The sequence below is a fragment of the Cupriavidus sp. H18C1 genome (assembly GCF_049311595.1).
In the GTDB taxonomy this organism is placed as follows: Bacteria; Pseudomonadota; Gammaproteobacteria; order Burkholderiales; family Burkholderiaceae; genus Cupriavidus; species Cupriavidus cauae.
The window spans coordinates 434,297-451,498 of record NZ_CP186008.1 but is presented as its reverse complement, the minus strand read 5'-3'; the positions used below and the strand labels follow the sequence as shown (position 1 = coordinate 451,498).

At 69.6% G+C, this 17,202-nt stretch carries 6 protein-coding genes and 4 pseudogenes; 4 read left to right on the top strand and 6 right to left on the bottom strand.

What is annotated here, in order from left to right; translation table 11 throughout:
• Positions 1–473: 473 nt before the first annotated feature.
• The 6 genes and pseudogenes from OJJOAM_RS02130 to OJJOAM_RS02105 all read right to left on the bottom strand — a co-directional run bounded on the left by OJJOAM_RS02130 (position 474) and on the right by OJJOAM_RS02105 (position 8,072).
• A pseudogene (locus OJJOAM_RS02130) lies at positions 474–2,172 on the bottom strand (NAD(P)H-hydrate dehydratase).
• Between the two features lie 33 nt (positions 2,173–2,205).
• Complete coding sequence (locus OJJOAM_RS02125) at positions 2,206–3,480, bottom strand: D-amino acid dehydrogenase (RefSeq protein WP_422648739.1); 1,275 nt, start codon at positions 3,478–3,480, stop codon at positions 2,206–2,208.
• Positions 3,481–3,485: 5 nt separating this feature from the next.
• Positions 3,486–4,785 (bottom strand): annotated as a pseudogene (locus tag OJJOAM_RS02120) (TRAP transporter large permease).
• Between the two features lie 44 nt (positions 4,786–4,829).
• The gene (locus OJJOAM_RS02115) at positions 4,830–5,225 is read right to left on the bottom strand and encodes a TRAP transporter small permease (RefSeq protein WP_422649469.1); all 396 of its coding nucleotides are present in this window, start codon (positions 5,223–5,225) and stop codon (positions 4,830–4,832) included.
• A 284-nt stretch (positions 5,226–5,509) separates the two neighbouring features.
• Entirely contained in the window at positions 5,510–6,499 is a 990-nt protein-coding gene (locus OJJOAM_RS02110; protein ID WP_422648738.1) for a TRAP transporter substrate-binding protein, read from the bottom strand.
• A 205-nt stretch (positions 6,500–6,704) separates the two neighbouring features.
• Positions 6,705–8,072 carry an amidase gene (locus OJJOAM_RS02105; RefSeq protein ID WP_422648737.1) on the bottom strand — a complete coding sequence of 456 codons (1,368 nt, stop codon included), beginning with the start codon at positions 8,070–8,072 and terminating at the stop codon, positions 6,705–6,707.
• Between the two features lie 494 nt (positions 8,073–8,566).
• Here OJJOAM_RS02105 and OJJOAM_RS02100 point away from each other — a divergent pair, with 494 nt between their 5' ends.
• The 4 genes and pseudogenes from OJJOAM_RS02100 to purL all read left to right on the top strand — a co-directional run bounded on the left by OJJOAM_RS02100 (position 8,567) and on the right by purL (position 17,187).
• Entirely contained in the window at positions 8,567–9,130 is a 564-nt protein-coding gene (locus OJJOAM_RS02100) for a winged helix DNA-binding protein (RefSeq protein ID WP_422648736.1), read from the top strand.
• A gap of 82 nt (positions 9,131–9,212) precedes the next feature.
• Positions 9,213–11,327, top strand: a pseudogene (locus OJJOAM_RS02095) (hydantoinase/oxoprolinase family protein); the annotation flags it as partial.
• 83 nt (positions 11,328–11,410) lie between these two features.
• The gene (locus OJJOAM_RS02090; protein ID WP_422649468.1) at positions 11,411–12,928 is read left to right on the top strand and encodes a hydantoinase B/oxoprolinase family protein; all 1,518 of its coding nucleotides are present in this window, start codon (positions 11,411–11,413) and stop codon (positions 12,926–12,928) included.
• Between the two features lie 210 nt (positions 12,929–13,138).
• Positions 13,139–17,187: pseudogene (gene purL / locus OJJOAM_RS02085) on the top strand (phosphoribosylformylglycinamidine synthase).
• Positions 17,188–17,202: the final 15 nt, after the last annotated feature.

The following is a 17,202-nucleotide window of genomic DNA, read 5'->3' as shown; positions in this document are numbered from 1 at the left end:
GCCGGGACGCACCACCACCAGCATGCCGGCAAAGCCGATCAGCACGCCGCTCCAGCGCATCAGGCGGGCGTGGCGGCCCGGGCGTTCGCCGAGCAGCCATGGCGACAGCGCGACGACGAACAGCGGCGCGCAGAAGTTCAGCGCGGTGGCGGTCGCCAACGGCATCAGCTTCAGCACCGAGAAGAACACCAGCGTCGAGGCCAGCATCAGGCCGCCGCGCATCCATTGCAGCCGTGGCTGGCCGGTGCGGACCTGTGCCCGGAAGCGCGCCGGGCCGAGCAGCAGGAAGATGGCGACCACATGGCCGACGTAGCGCACCCACGCGACCGCCATGATCGGCAGCCCCTGCTGGGTCAGCGTCTTGCCGGTGGCATCGAGCAGCGTCAGGATCCATTGGCCGAGCACCAGCAGCGCGATGCCGGTCAACAGTTGCCGGCGGCTCGGCGCCGCGCCCTGTATCGGGATCGCGCCGCTCATTGCCGCGCACCTTGCATGGTCAGCGCGTTCAGTTCGTACCGCGCGGCGCGGGGCAATTCGCCGGCCGTCAGCCCGGCCGGGCCTTCGCCGCCCGCCACCAGGCGATCGGCGGCGCGACCATGCAGCCAGACGGCGGCCAGCGCCGCGGGCTCGGCCGCCATGCCCTGCGCCAGCAGCGCGCCGATCATGCCCGCCAGCACGTCGCCGGTGCCGGCGGTGGCCAGGCCCGCATTGCCGGTCGGGTTGATGGTGACCGCGTGCTCGCCCGCGTTCTGGCCGGGACTGGCGATCACGGTGCCCGAGCCCTTGAGCACGACCACCGCCTGCCATTGCGCGGCGAGCGCGCGCGCCGCGGCGAGGCGATCGCGCTGGATTTCCGCCACGGTGCAGCCCATCAGCCGCGCTGCTTCGAGCGGATGAGGCGTCAGCACGCGCGGCGCAGTGCCGGCCCTGGCCATCGCGGCCAAGGCCGTGTCGGTCGCCAGCAGGTTCAGCGCATCGGCATCGAGCACGGTGGGGGGTATCGGCCCGCAACGCCGCCTCGAGCCATTGGCGGGCGCCGTCGCCGGTGCCCATGCCGGGACCGGCCACCAGCGCCGACATCTCGGCCCATTGCAGCCGGTCGACCGGATGCAGCATCAGCTCGGGATGTACCGGATCGAACGGCGGCGCGGGGTCGGCCAGAAAGCCGATATGCACGCGTCCGGCGCCCAGATGTAGCGCGGCCCGGGCGCCGAGCAGCGGCGCGCCGACCATGCCGATGCTGCCGCCGATCACCGCCAGCGTGCCGAAGCTGCCCTTGTGGGTGGCATGCCGCCGGCCGGGCAGCGCGGCGGCGAAGCGGGCCGGCGTATTGGCCCAGGCCGCCGGCGTGTCCTGCGGCGGATAGCCGAGGCCGAGCGGCGCGATATCGAGCTCGCCGGCGCAGTCGCGGCCGTCGAGCGTCAGCAGCCCGGGCTTGGCGGCGATGAAGGTCAGCGTGCGCGTCGCGCGCACCGCGGGCGCACCGGCGCCAGTATCGGCCGACAGGCCGCTCGGCGCATCGAGCGCGAATACCGGCACCCCCTGGTCGGCCAGGGTGCCAAGGCGCGCGATCCATTCGGCGAGCGCGCCGCTGGCGGGACGGTTCAGCCCGATGCCCAGCAGGCCGTCGACGACCGCGGCAAAACGCGGTGCCGTCGCGGGCCAGGGCGGGGCGGTCTGCGGTGCGGCGGGATCGGGCACCAGCACCTGCAGCGGCACGCCGGCGTCGTTTGCCTGCTGCCACGCGCGCGCGGCGTCGGCGGGCAGGCGCGCGGGGTCGGCCAGCAGCCAAGCCTGGATCTCGCGCCCGGCCCGATGCAGGTGCGTGGCCGCGACCAGCGCGTCGCCGCCGTTATTGCCGGGACCGGCCAGCAGCAGCAGCGGTCCGGCCGGCGCGTGGGCATTCAGCCAGGCGGCAGTCGCGGCGCCGGCGCGGGCCATCAGCGTGAATGGCGACAGGCTGGCGTAGGCCGCCTGTTCGAGCCGGCGGATCGCGGCGCTGTCGAACAAGGGGACCGGCGTGCCGCTGGCGGGATCGAAGCGCAGCCAATCCGCGCTCACGGTGGCTTGGGCCGTTTTGGTGGTTTCGGTGGCTTGGGCGGCGTGGGCGGTATCGGCGGCCGTCCCTGCAGCGGCCGTCCCCGCAGCGCCGGGAGAGGAGAAGGGCGTCATCGGCGCATTATCGCAGCGCCGCCGGCATGCGGCTCATCGCCGCGGACCGAGGCCGTAGCGGTCCGGCGTCAGCCCTTCCAGGTCGATCTCGGCCGGCGCGCCGGCCACCTGCGCCGCGAGCAGCTTGCCCGAGCCGCAGGCCATCGCCCAGCCCGTCGAGCCATGGCCGAGATTGAGGAACAGCCCCGGCACGGCGGTGGCGCCGATCAAGGGCGGTCCGTCCGGCAGCATCGGCCGGGCACCGGTCCACAGCGACGCTTCGCCGTAGTTGGCGGCGCCCGGGAACCAGTCGCGTCCCACCTTCAGCAGCGTGCGCACCGCGGCCTGGCGCAGGTCCAGCTTGCGCGAGCCGAGCTCGGCGGTGCCGGCCAGCCGAATGCGATTGCCCATGCGGGTGATCGCGACCTTGTACGACTCGTCCATCAGCGCGGCCAGCGGCGCCTGCAGGGCATCGCGCACGGGCACCGTCGCCGAATAGCCCTTGACCGGATAGAGCGGCACGCGCAGGCCGAGCGGGCGCAGCAGCGCGGCACTGGCGACGCCGGCGGCCACCACGACGTGCGGCGCGCGCAGGGTCGACTCGCTGCCCTGGTGCCGCAGCGATACGGACAGCATGCCGTCGCGAGGCGCGCCGATGCCGTGCACGGTGGTGTCCATCTGAAACCGCACGCCCGCCGCCTCGGCGAATTGCCGCAGCCGGCGCGTGAACATCGGGCAATTGCCCGACTCGTCCTCGGGCAGATGCAGCCCGCCGGCCAGCGCGGTATCCGGAGCGAGGCCGGGCTCGAGGCGGCGGCATTCGGCGGCATCGATCAGCCGGTGGGGCACCGCGTTCTCGCGCAGCAGCGCCAGCGCGGGCCGGGCCATGTCGAGATCGCGCTCGGTCCTGAACAGCTGCAGATAGCCCTGCGACTGCTCGTAGTCGATCTGCAGCTGGTCGCGCAGCTGGTGCAGGCAGGCGCGGCTGTAGAAGGCCAGCCGCTGCATGCGCAGCTTGTTGACGCGGTAGCGTTCGAGCCGGCATTCGCCGAGCCAGCGCGCGATCCAGCGCCACATCGCGGGGTCCGCGCTGGGCCGGAACACCACCGGCGAGGTGCTGGCGAAGAGGGTGCGCAGCACCTTGGCCGGCATCCCCGGCGCGGCCCATGGCGTCACATAGCCGGGCGCGATCACGCCGGCGTTGCCGAAGCTGGTCTCCTGCGCGGGAGAGGCGCGCCGGTCCAGCACGGTGACCTCGAAGCCGGCCTCGCGCAGATACCAGGCCGAGCACACGCCGATCACGCCGGCCCCGATCACGATCGCACGCATGGCGCCTACATCTTCATCTGCGCGGGCAGGTAGGTCACCAGGCCGGGGAAGGCCCAGATCAGCAGCACCGCCACCACCATCAGCACGAAGAAGGGGAAGGCGGCCCAGGCGATATAGCTGATATTGCGCCGGGTCATCCCCCTGCAGCACGAACAGGTTAAAGCCGACCGGCGGCGTGATCTGCGCCATCTCGACCACCAGCACGACGAAGATGCCGAACCACAGCAGGTCGATGCCGACCGCCTGGATGGTCGGCAGCAGTACCGACATCGTCAGCACCACCATCGAGATGCCGTCGAGGAAGCAGCCCAGGATGATGAAGAACACCATCAGCGCGATGATCAGCATGAACGGCGTCAGGTTCAGGCCGACGATCCATTCGGCCAGATGGCGCGGCAGGCCGATGAAGCCCATCGCCAGCGTCAGGAACGACGAGCCGGCCAGGATCAGCGCGATCATGCAGTACAGCCGTGTGGCGGACATCAGCGAATCGCGGAACGTCTCCCACGTCAGCGTGCGCTGCGCCAGCGCGAGCACCAGCGCGCCGACCACGCCGAGCGCGGCCGCCTCGGTGGCGGTGGCGATGCCGGCGTAGATCGAGCCCAGCACTGCGCCGATCAGCAGCACCACCGGGATCAGGTGGCGCGATTCGGCCAGCTTGGCATGCAGGTCCAGCCGGTGCTCGGGCACCGGAATCGCATCGCGATGGCGCCAGCCCCATACCGCGACGTAGCCCATGAACAGCAGCGCGAGCATCAGGCCCGGCAGCACGCCGCCGATGAACAGCTTGCCGATCGACACGTCGGCGGTGACGCCATAGACGATCATGATGATCGACGGCGGAATCAGCAGGCCCAGCGTGCCGGCGCCCGCCAGCGAGCCGATTGCCATCGACTCGGGATAGCCGCGCTTGGCCAGTTCGGGCAGCGAGATCTTGCCAATCGTCGCGCAGGTCGCGGCGCTCGAGCCCGACACCGCCGCAAAGATCGTGCAGCCGATCACGTTGACATGCAGCAGCCGGCCGGGCAGGCGCTGCAGCCACGGCGACAGCCCGCGGAACATGCCCTCGGACAGCTTGGTCTTGAGCAGGATCTCGCCCATCCAGATGAACAGGGGCAGCGCCGTCAGCGTCCAGCTCGACAGCGAGCCCCAGACGGTCAGCGCCATCGATTCGCCGCCGACCTTGTTGGTGAACAGCTCCATCGCCATCCAGGCGACGCCGAGAATCGCGATGCCGATCCAGACGCCGGCGCCGAGCACGGCGAAGATGGCGACGATCAGGAAGAAGGTGATCCAGAGATCCATGTGGTTGCGTTCCTGTGGGGGGCTGACCGGTCGATACGTCGGCGTTACTCGGTGCGCGCCATTTCGCCGCTTTCCTCGCGCGGCAGACGGCGCGTGCGCAGCACGTAGACGAACTCCTCGGCGAAGGCGACAAACAGCCCGAACAGGCCCACCGCCATCGACAGCTGCGGAATCCACAGCGGCGTGGCGTCGGTGTTCTGCGAGATGTCGTGATAGATGTACGAGTCGTACGCGAGCTTGCCGGCGTAGTAGGTGAAGTACGCGGTCAGCAGCGTGGCCACCGCCAGGCAGAAGATCTCCGCCCAGACGCGCGGCTTGCCATGCAGGCGCTGCAGGATCAGCGTCACGCGGATATGGTCGCCCTGGCGCAGCGTCGCCGCCAGCGCGAGGAAGGACCCTGCGGCCATGAAATAGCCGGCATAGGCGTCGCCGCCGTCGATCTGGAAATTGGCAAAGCGCCCGACGATGATGGCCAGTTCGATCAGCAGCGTCAGGCAGATGAAGACGGCGGCCAGCGCGCCGAGCGCCTGGGTAGAACCACTGGAAGCGGGAAGTCATGATGCGTCCGGAAGGCAGGGGAGGGAAGCGGAGGGCGGTGCCGCGCCGGTGTCTTGCTGTGGTTCCCGCGAGGGCGAGGACCTGCTGCTTCTTCGCGAGCCTCCTGGGGTCCCCGCTTTCGCGGGGACGAAGGCATCACGGACAGGCCGGCACCATCTTGTTCGCCTTACTTGCGATACCCCGCGATGATTTCCTTGCCCTCGGGCCCAGCCTTCTTTTCCCACTCGGCCAGCAGTTCGTCGCCGATCTTCTTCATGTCGGCCTGCAGCTGCGGCGTGGGCTTGACGATGGTCATCTTGTTCTTGGCCAGCGTGTCGAGCGATTGCTGGGTGTATTCGCGCATCCGCTGCCAGCCACGGGTCTCGGCCGCCTGCGCGGCCTTCAGCAGCGCCTCCTGCGACGGCTTGTCGAGCTTGTCGAACTCGCGCTTGTTGACGATCACCATGTTCTTCGGCAGCCAGGCGTCCACCGTATGGAAGTGCGACAGGCTCTCCCAGACCTTGCTGTCGACGCCGGTGGCGCCCGACGACATGAAGCTGTCGACCACACCGGTGGCCAGCGCCTGCGACAGCTCGGCCGCCTGGATCGTCATCGGCTGCGCGCCGACCGCCTGCGCGATGCGCGTCGTGGCCGGATTGTAGGCGCGCCACTTCAGGCCCTTCATGTCGGCGCCCGAGCGGATTTCCTTCTTGGCGTAGATGCCCTGTGGCGGCCACGCGACCGCATACAGCAGCTTGATGCCTTGGCGGTCCAGCAGGCGGTCGATCACCGGGCGCTGCGCCTGCCACAGCTTGTACGAGGCATCGAAGCCGGTGGCGAGGAAGGGCACCGCGTCGACGCCGAACAGCGCATTCTCGTTCTCCAGCAGCGACATCAGCACCTCGCCCGCCTGGGCCTGGTTGCTCTGCACCGCGCGCTTGATCTCGTTGGCCTTGAACAGCGAGCCGTTCGGATGCAGCGTGATGGCGAGCTTGCCCTGCGTGGCGGCGCTGACCTCCTTGGCGAACTGGTCCAGGTTGACCGTGTGCGGGTTGTTGGCCGGATAGCCGGTCGGCAGATCCCATTTGACCTGGGCCTGCGCCAGCGGCGCCATCGCGAAGGCGCAGGCGAGCAGCCCGCACGCAGACATCGACTTGAGCAATCCCTTGCGCTGCATCATTTCTCTCCTGGTTGTGTCTTTACCGCGTTGTTGCGCGTCGTTTTTTGGGCGTCGCCGGTGCGCGCCGTCGTCGCGCGTGGTCGGTGCGCCTGATCGTTGCGCGTGCGAGGATCTTGCGCCGCCAGCGGTGGCTCGTCCACTGGGTCGTCCACTAGGTTGTCGCGCGTCGTTGCTCGCCGGTGTCCCGGTCCGGCGGCCCGGCTCAGGCCTGCGGCGCGGGCGCGACCACGGCTTCCAATGCAAGCGCCGTGCCCAGCAGCGAAGCGTCGCGCATCGGGCCATGCGCCAGCATCAGTCCGACCGGCAGTTCGTCGGCCTGGTGGCAGGGCAGCGAGATCGCGCAGCCGTCGAGGAAGTTGATGGTCGAGGGATTGCGCAGCAGCAGCGCATTGGTGCGCGTAAACAGCGCGTCGTCGGCCACCAGCGGCGCGATCGGCGGCGCGACCACCGGCACGGTGGGGCAGGCCAGCGCGTCGTAGCCGTCGAGCCGCGCCATCACGCGCGCGCTCCAGGCGGCGCGGGCGCGAACCAGATCGACATAGTCGGCGGCACCGATCGCGGCGCCGCGATCGATGCGCGCCGCCACGCGCGGGTCGTACAGCGCGCGCCGCGAAGACAGCGTGCCGCGATGGATCGCGTAGGCTTCGGCCGCGGTCAGCCCGCCCTGCGCGTTCAGCGTCGACAGTTCCAGCAGCTCGGGCAGGTCCACATGTTCGATCTGCACGCCGGCGGCGGACAGCCGTCCGAGCGCGCGATCGAAGGCGCGCGACACGGTCTCGTCGAGATCGTCGAGCAGCAGCTGACGCGGTACCGCCAGCCGCAGCGCGCCGGCGGCCTTGCGCACGGGGACCAGCGCCTGGTCCGCGATCACGCCGTCGACCAGCACGCAGTCGGTCACGGTGCGGGCCATCGCGCAGGCGGTGTCGAGCGAGAAGGACAGCGGAAAGGCACCCGTCAGCGGCACGCGCCGGGCGGTCGGCTTGAAGCCGGTCAGGCCGCACAGAGCGGCCGGGATGCGGATCGAACCGCCGGTATCGCTGCCCAGCGCCGCGACAGAGAGGCCGAGCGCCACGGAGGCCGCGGCGCCCGACGACGAGCCGCCGCAGATGCGCGCCACCGCGCCGTCGTGCGGATTGACCGGCGTGCCGTAGTGCGGGTTGATGCCGACGCCGGAGAAGGCGAACTCGGTCATGTTGGTGCGGCCGACCAGCGCGGCACCCACCGCGCGCAGCCGTGCGACCACGGGCGCGTCTTCGCTTGCCGGTGCCGCATCGGCGCGTACCGTCGAGGCGGCGCGCGTGATTTCGCCGCCGATATCGAACAGGTCCTTGATCGATACCGGCAGCCCGGCCAGCGGATGCAGCGGCTTGTCGGCCAGCGCCGCGGCATCGGCAGCCTGCGCCGCGCTGGCGGCGGTATCGAAGCTGGTCTGCAGGAATACCGCCTGTGCCGCCGGTTCCTTGGCACGCGCCTGCGCCTGCTGCAACAGCGCCGTGCGCGAGAGCCGGCCATCGCGGGCCAGTCGGTTCAGCGTGTCGATATCGGGAAGCAGCGCGGCGGGCATCGTCATCGGTACAGGCTCGGGCGGTGAACAGCGTTGGATACGAGTCGGGAACGGTAATGCGCATCGAGACCGTACGTTCGCTGCAAGCAGACAACGATAAGGCAAACAATGCAGACAAGGGAAAGCGTGAAGACGCAGGCGGGCGCGCGCCCTGAATGTCGTTCCCGCTTGCCCCGCGACAGTGCGCGGTGCCCCGGATGCCCAGGATTCGTGCGCGAATTGCGCACGGAAGCGGTCGCTGCGGTGCCGCGCAATCCCCATCGTTACCGGGTACTCATGCTCATAATTTGTCGATAAACTGTCAAGCTGAAATTACTGCCGCGGCCCCCGGGAAATCCCTAGACGGCGCCCGTGATCGAAGATTCGCGATCAGGAATCCGCGATCCACAAACCACGCGATCCGCGACGCGCCAAGCCGTTCGTTCTCCGCTGTCCCACTGCAGGAGTCCTGTCCATGGCCCGAAAGCCGAGCCGCCGCGACGACGTTGCTTCCCCCCGATATGCCTGCCGCCGGGGGCGCGTCCACCGATGCCGCGGCCACCGATGGTGTTGCGCGAAAGGCCGGCGCCGGCATCGTGTCCTCCGCGCACCTGGTGTCGTCGCGCAGTCCCGAGCTGTCCGAATTCGAGTTCGGCCTGAACACCGCCTACAACGCCTATAGCCGCTGGGTGGTGCGCTGCATGGGCGCGGCCGGCGTGCGCGACCTGACCTTTCTCGACGTGCTGGTGCTCCACCACGTCAACCACCGGGGCCGCGCCAAGCGGCTCGCCGACATCTGCTTCGTGCTGAACGTGGAGGACACCCATCTGGTGACCTACTCGCTGAAGAAGCTGCAGGGCATGGGCCTGGTCGCGGGTGTGCGCGTGGGCAAGGAGGCGACCTACAGCACCACGGCCGCCGGCACCGAGGCGTGCGCGCGGTATCGCGAAATCCGTGAGCAATGCCTGACCAGCAATATGAACCCGGGCAGCGCGGAGAACGCCGAGATCGGCGAGCTGGCACGGCTGTTGCGCGTGCTGACCGGACTGTACGAGCAGGCGGCGCGTTCCGCCACGTCGCTGTAGCGCCGCACGAATTCACCGCGTCGAGCTCGCGTGCGGCTGCACGCCCGACGACGATCCTCATTTCCTTCCGAGGTACTTCCGCGTGTCCCATTCCGAGTCGCAAGCCGCATCGCAGTCCGCCGCATCGCAGTCCGCATCGCAAGCCGAAACGCAAGCCGAAACGCAAGCCGAAACGCAAGCCGCCACGCCCGACCCACGCTGGCAGTTCTGGATCGATCGCGGCGGCACCTTCACCGATATCGTCGGCCTGCGCCCGGACGGCACCGTGGTCACGCACAAGCTGCTGTCCGAGAACCCCGAGCAATACGCCGATGCGGCGGTGGCCGGCATCCGCCATCTGCTGGGTCTGGCCCCGGGCGAGCCGATCACGCCGCGCCTGGTGTCCGCGGTGAAGATGGGCACCACGGTGGCCACCAACGCGCTGCTCGAGCGCAAGGGCGAGCCCACCGCGCTGTTCATCACGCGCGGCTATCGCGACGCGCTGCGCATCGCCTACCAGAACCGGCCGCGGCTGTTCGACCTGAACATCGTGCTGCCCGAGCTGCTGTATCGCGAGGTGGTGGAAGTCGACGAACGCATCGGCGCGCATGGCGAGGTAGTACAGCCGCTGGACGAGGCGGCGCTGCGCGAACAGATGCTGCGCGTGCGGGCTGACGGCATCCGCGCGGTGGCGATCGTGCTGATGCACGGCTATCGCCATGCCGATCACGAGGCCCGCGCCGCCCGGATCGCGCGCGAGCTCGGTTTCGCCCAGGTCTCGGTGTCGCACGAGGTATCGCCGCTGATGAAGCTGGTGCCGCGCGGCGACACCACGGTGGTCGACGCCTACCTGTCGCCGATCCTGCGCCGCTATGTCGAGCAGATCGAGCGCGAGATGCCGGGCGTGAACCTGCAGTTCATGCAGAGCAGCGGCGGCCTGACCGATGCGCATCGTTTCCAGGGCAAGGATGCGATCCTGTCCGGGCCCGCCGGCGGCATCGTCGGCATGGTGCGCGCCTCGCAGCGCGCCGGCTTCGACCGCATCATCGGCTTCGATATGGGCGGCACGTCGACCGATGTGTCGCACTTCAGCGGCAGGCACCCGAACGACTTCGAGCGCGTGTTCGAGACCAGCGTGGCCGGCGTGCGCATGCGGGCGCCGATGATGAGCATCCATACGGTGGCCGCCGGCGGCGCTCGGTGCTGCATTTCGACGGCAGCCGCTATCGCGTCGGCCCCGATTCGGCCGGCGCGAATCCCGGGCCGGCCAGCTATCGCCGCGGCGGCCCGCTGGCGGTGACCGACTGCAACGTGATGCTGGGCAAGATCCAGCCCGCGCATTTCCCGGCGGTGTTCGGCCCGCGCGCCGACGCGCCGCTCGATCGCGATGCCGTGGTCGCGCGCTTCGAGGAGCTGGCCGCGCAAATCGCCGAGCAGACCGGCGACCGCCGCACGCCGGAGCAGGTCGCCGAGGGCTTCATCGAGATCGCGGTCGGCAACATGGCCAACGCGATCAAGCAGATCTCGGTGCAGCGCGGCCACGACGTGACGGGCTACACGCTGACCACCTTCGGCGGCGCCGGCGGGCAGCACGCCTGCCTGGTGGCCGATGCGCTGGGCATGCAGACCGTGTTCGTCCATCCGCTGGCCGGCGTGCTGTCGGCCTACGGCATGGGCCTGGCCGACCGCACGGCGATGCGCGAGCTGTCGATCGAGGCGAAGCTGGACGAGGCCGCGGTGCCGATGCTGGCGCAGCGGCTCGATGCGCTCGCGCAGCAGGCGCGCGACGAGCTGCTGGAGCAGGGCGAGGACGCCGGCCGCATCGAGGTGCTGCGGCGCGTCCATCTGCGCTACGAAGGTACCGATTCGGCGCTGGTGGTGCCGTTCGGCGACGCCGCCGCGATGCGCGCCGGCTTCGAGGCCACGTACCGCCAGCGCTATGCCTTCCTGATGCCCGACAAGGGCCTGATCGTCGAGGCGGTGTCGGTGGAGGCAGTGGGCGTCGCGCAGGCACCGCAGGAGCGTCCGCCCGCGCTGGTACCGCGCGAGGGCCCGCCACAGCCGGCCGAGACGGTACGCATGTTCAGCGGCGGCGCCTGGCACGACACCGGCCTCTACCGGCGCGATACGCTGCGTCCCGGCGACCGCCTCGCGGGCCCGGCGATCATCGCCGAGCAGAACGCCACCACGGTGGTCGAACCCGGCTGGCAGGCGCTGCTGACCGAGCGCGACCATCTGGTGCTGACGCGCGCAGTGCCGCGTCAGCAACGACGGGCGATCGGCACCGAGGCCGATCCGGTGATGCTCGAGGTCTTCAACAACCTGTTCATGTCGATCGCCGAGCAGATGGGCCTGCGGCTGCAGAACACCGCCTACTCGGTCAACATCAAGGAGCGGCTCGACTTCTCCTGCGCGATCTTCGACGCCGAAGGCAATCTGATCGCCAACGCGCCCCATATGCCGGTGCATCTGGGCTCGATGGGCGAGAGCATCAAGACCGTGATCGCGCGCAATGCCGGACGGATGAAGGACGGTGACGTCTATGTGCTGAACGACCCGTACAACGGCGGCACCCATCTGCCCGACTTGACGGTGATCACGCCGGTGTTCGACGCCGAGGGCCGCGAGGTGCTGTTCTACGTCGGCTCGCGCGGCCACCATGCCGATATCGGCGGGATCACGCCGGGCTCGATGCCGCCGGACTCGACCGTGGTGGAGGAGGAGGGCGTGCTGATCGACAACTTCCTGCTCGTCGACGGCGGCGTGCTCGACGATGCCGGCATGCGGGCACTGCTGGCCGGCGCGCGCTACCCGGCCCGCAATGCCGACCAGAACATGGCCGATCTGCGCGCACAGGTCGCGGCGAACGCGAAGGGCGTCGAGGAACTGCGCAAGATGGTCGCGCACTTCGGCCTGCCGGTGGTGCGCGCCTATATGGGCCATGTGCAGGACAACGCCGAGGAGGCGGTGCGGCGCGTGATCACGGCGCTCAAGGACGGCAGCTACGTCTATCCGCTCGACAATGGCGCGCAGATCCGCGTGCGGGTGACGGTGGACCGCGAGCGCCGCGAGGCGACCGTCGATTTCACCGGCACGTCGGATCAGCTGCCGAACAACTTCAATGCCCCGCGCGCGGTCTGCATGGCGGCGGTGCTGTACGTGTTCCGCACGCTGGTCGACCAGGACATCCCGCTGAACGCCGGCTGCCTGAAGCCGCTGCATGTGGTGATTCCCGAAGGGTCGATGCTCAATCCGCGCTATCCGGCCTCGGTGGTGTCGGGCAATGTCGAAACGTCGTCGTGCATCACCAACGCGTTGTACGGCGCGCTCGGCGTGGTGGCCGCGAGCCAGGGCACGATGAACAATTTCACCTTCGGCAACGCGCGCTACCAGTACTACGAAACGATCTCGGGCGGCAGCGGCGCCGGGGACGGCTTCGACGGCTGCGACGTGGTGCAGACGCATATGACCAACTCGCGCCTGACCGATCCCGAGGTGCTGGAGTGGCGCTTCCCGGTGCGGCTGGACAGCTACGAGATCCGGCACGGATCGGGCGGGACGGGGCGCTGGCACGGCGGCAACGGCGGCGTGCGCAAGGTGCGCTTCCTCGAGCCGATGACGGCGTCGATCCTGTCGAACAACCGGGTGCATGCGCCGTTCGGCATGGCGGGTGGCGAGCCCGGGGCGACGGGCCGCAACCGCGTGATCCGCGCCGATGGCCGCGAGGAGACGCTGCCCCACGTGGCGCGCACCGAGATGGGCGTGGGCGATGTGTTCGTGATCGAGACGCCGGGAGGCGGGGGATACGGGGCGGCGTAGGCCGGGCGGCGGAGAGGGCAGCCCCGGCGCTCCGATCCGCCGATCCGCCCAATCCGCGCCCGATACTGCACTGCAAGAAATCCCCCCTCGGCAGGGTACAATAGCGGTTTTCGCCGGCGCCGCCCGGCTGGCTTGCGGCCCGTCCGGCCGGACGCCACGGCCGGGTCCCGGCCGCAGTCCCACCTCCATCGCCCTCCGACCGCTCAGATCATGGCGCATTTCTCGTGCTTCCCCGGCGCATTGGCCCTGTCGGCCTTCCGCCAGCAACGCCTGCTCACCGCCCTGCAACAGATCGACACCGACATCGAGTCGGTGCACGGCCAGTTCCTGCACTTCGTCGACACCGACCAGCCGCTGGACAAGGGCGATACCGACCGCATCCGCGCGCTGCTGACCTATGGCGCGCCGTTCGTCGAGCAGCCCGAGGGCGACCGCTTCGTCGTGATCCCGCGTTTCGGCACGATTTCCCCCGTGGGCCAGCAAGGCCACCGATATCGCGCACAACTGCGGCCTGTCGCATGTGCACCGGATCGAGCGGGGCATCGAATTCACGGTGATCTGCAAGAAGGGCCTGCTGCGCGGCCGCAAGACGCTGGACCCGCTGACGCGCGACGCCGTGGCCGCGCTGCTGTTCGACCGCATGACCGAGACCGTGGTCGCCACGCGCGACGCCGCGGCCGCGCTGTTCGAGGAACTGCCGGCCAAGCCGCTGCGCTTCATCGACCTGGCCGGCGGCCGTGCCGCGCTGGCCGAGGCCAACGTCGCGATGGGCCTGGCGCTGTCCGAGGACGAGATCGACTATCTGGTCGATGCCTACGCCAAGCTGGGCCGCAACCCGACCGACGTCGAGCTGATGATGTTCGCGCAGGCCAACAGCGAACATTGCCGCCACAAGATCTTCAACGCGACCTGGACCATCGACGGCGAGGAACAGGACAAGTCGCTGTTCGCGATGATCCGCAACACGCACCAGCTGAACCCGCAGGGTTCGATCGTCGCGTATTCGGACAACTCGGCGGTGATGGAGGGCGATGTCGCCGAACGCTGGTTCCCGCGCGGCGACGCGCACCAGTATGGCCGCCATCAGGCGCTGACCCATACGCTGATGAAGGTCGAGACGCATAACCACCCGACCGCGATCTCGCCGTTCCCCGGGGCCTCGACCGGCGCCGGCGGCGAAATCCGCGACGAGGGCGCGACCGGCCGCGGCGCCAAGCCCAAGGCGGGCCTGACCGGCTTCACGGTGTCCAACCTGATGCTGCCCGACGCGGTCGAGCCGTGGGAGAACGCGCGCGACGCCGCCCAGCCGCTGGCCTTCCGCAATCCCGACGAACGGCCCGCCGTGACCGGCAAGCCCGAGCGCATCGCCTCGCCGCTGCAGATCATGATCGAAGGCCCGCTCGGTGGCGCCGCCTTCAACAACGAATTCGGCCGCGCCAACCTGGGCGGCTATTTCCGCGTCTACGAGCAGAACGTCGGCGGCACCGTGCGCGGCTACCACAAGCCGATCATGATTGCCGGCGGCATCGGCAATATCGACGCCTCGCATACGCACAAGGAGCCGCTGCCGGCCGGTTCGCTGCTGATCCAGCTGGGCGGCCCGGGCATGCGCATCGGCATGGGCGGCGGCGCGGCCAGCTCGATGGCGACCGGCGCCAATACCGCCGACCTCGATTTCGACTCGGTCCAGCGCGGCAACCCGGAAATGGAGCGGCGCGCGCAGGAAGTGATCAACGCCTGCTGGCAGCTCGGCGACGAGAACCCGATCCTGTCGATCCACGACGTGGGCGCGGGTGGCCTGTCCAATGCCTTCCCCCGAAGTGGTCGACGGCGCCGGCCGCGGCGCGCGCTTCGAGCTGCGCCAGATCCATCTGGAAGAGTCGGGCCTGTCGCCGGCGGAGATCTGGTGCAACGAATCGCAGGAGCGCTATGTGCTGGCGATCGCGCCGGACAGTTTCCCGCGCTTTGCCGCGATGTGCGAGCGCGAGCGTTCGCCGTTCGCGGTGGTCGGCGTGGCCACCGAGGAAAAGCAGCTGCAGCTGGTCGATGCCAGCGTCGATCAGGCGCTGAAGGAGCACTACGCGGTCGACATGCCGATGGACGTGCTGCTTGGCAAGCCGCCGCGCATGCATCGCGACGTCAAGCGCGTCGAGCAATCGCTGCCGGCGGTGGACGTCACCGGCATCGCGCTGGAGCAGGCGGTGCGCGACGTGCTGCGACACCCGACCGTCGCCAGCAAGTCCTTCCTGATCACGATCGGCGACCGCAGCGTCGGCGGCATGAACGCGCGCGACCAGATGGTCGGCCCGTGGCAGGTGCCGGTGGCCGATGTGGCGGTCACCACGCTCGACTACCAGGGCAAGGCCGGCGAGGCGATGACGATGGGCGAGCGCACCCCGCTGGCCGTGATCGACGCCCCGGCCTCGGGCCGCATGGCGATCGGCGAGGCGCTGACCAATCTGGCCGCCGCGCCGGTCAAGGACCTCGGCAAGGTCAAGCTGTCGGCCAACTGGATGGCCGCCTGCGGCGTCGAGGGCGAGGACGCCAAGCTGTACGACACGGTGCACGCGGTCGGCATGGAGCTGTGCCCGGCGCTGGGCATCAGCATTCCGGTCGGCAAGGATTCGCTGTCGATGCGCACCAAGTGGGACGATGCGGGCGTGGCCAAGGAAGTGGTCGCGCCGGTGTCGCTGATCATCTCGGCGTTCGCCGCGGTCGACGACGTCAACCGCACGCTGACGCCGCAGCTGCGCACCGACCTGGGCGAGTCCGTGCTGATCGCGATCGACCTGGGCCGCGGCAAGAACCGCCTCGGCGGCAGCATCCTGGCGCAGGTCACCCAACAGGTCGGCGACAGCGTTCCCGACGTCGACGACGCGGCCGATCTGCGCAACTTCTTCCACGCGATCCAGCGCCTGAACCGCGAGGGCAAGCTGCTGGCCTATCACGACCGCTCGGACGGTGGCCTGATGGCGACGCTGGCCGAGATGGCGTTTGCCGGCCATTGCGGCCTGTCGCTGAACGTCGACATGCTAACGCTCGATCCGACGCAGGAGCAGGACTACGGCGACGCCAAGAACTGGGCCCAGCAGATCGCCGAGCGCCGCAACGACCAGACGCTGCGCGCGCTGTTCTCGGAAGAACTGGGCGCGGTGATCCAGGTCAAGCTCGAGGATCGCGACGCCGTGTTCGCCGCGCTGCGCGAGGCCGGCCTGTCGGCCTGCAGCCATGTGGTCGGCAAGCCCAACGGCAGCGACCAGATCGAGATCTATCGCGACGCCAAGAAGGTCTTCGGCGCCCCGCGTGCCGAGCTGCAACGGGTCTGGAGCGAGGTCAGCTGGCGCATCGCCCGGCTGCGCGACAACCCCGCCTGCGCCGACAGCGAATACGAGCTGCTGCTCGACGCCGCGGATCCCGGCATCACGCCGAGCCTGACCTTCGATCCGGCCGAGGACATCGCCGCGCCGTTCATCGCCAGCGGCGCCAGGCCGCGCGTGGCGATCCTGCGCGAGCAGGGCGTCAACTCGCAGATCGAGATGGCGTACAGCATGGACCGCGCGGGCTTCGATACCTACGACGTCCACATGAGCGATCTGATCGCGGGCCGCGCGAAGCTGGACGACTTCGTCGGCTTCGTCGCCTGCGGCGGCTTCAGCTACGGCGACGTGCTGGGCGCTGGCGAAGGGTGGGCCAAGACCATCCTGTTCAACGGTGCGATGGCCGAGCAGTTCGCGGCCTTCTTCAACCGCACCGACACCTTCGCGCTGGGCGTCTGCAACGGCTGCCAGATGATGAGCAACCTCGCGCCGATCATCCCCGGCGCCGGTGCCTGGCCGAAGTTCACGCGCAACCAGAGCGAGCAGTACGAAGCGCGCTTCGTCACGGTCGAGGTCCAGCAATCGCCCTCGATCTTCTTCGCCGGCATGGAAGGCAGCCGCATCCCGATCGTCGTCGCGCACGGCGAGGGCTACGCCGACTTCTCGCAGCAGGGCGACAAGAGCAAGGTCGACGTCTCGCTGCGCTTCGTCGACAACCGCGGCGCGGTGACGCAGGCCTATCCGCTGAACCCGAACGGCTCGCCGGACGGCATCACCTCGGTGACCACGGTCGACGGCCGCTTCACCGTGCTGATGCCCCACCCGGAACGCGTGTTCCGCGCCGCCACGATGAGCTGGGCCCCCGACGCCTGGAAGCAGATCCCGGACGGCGCCAGCCCGTGGATGCGCATGTTCCGCAATGCGCGGAAGTGGGTGGGGTAAGCCGTTCCGGTTCCG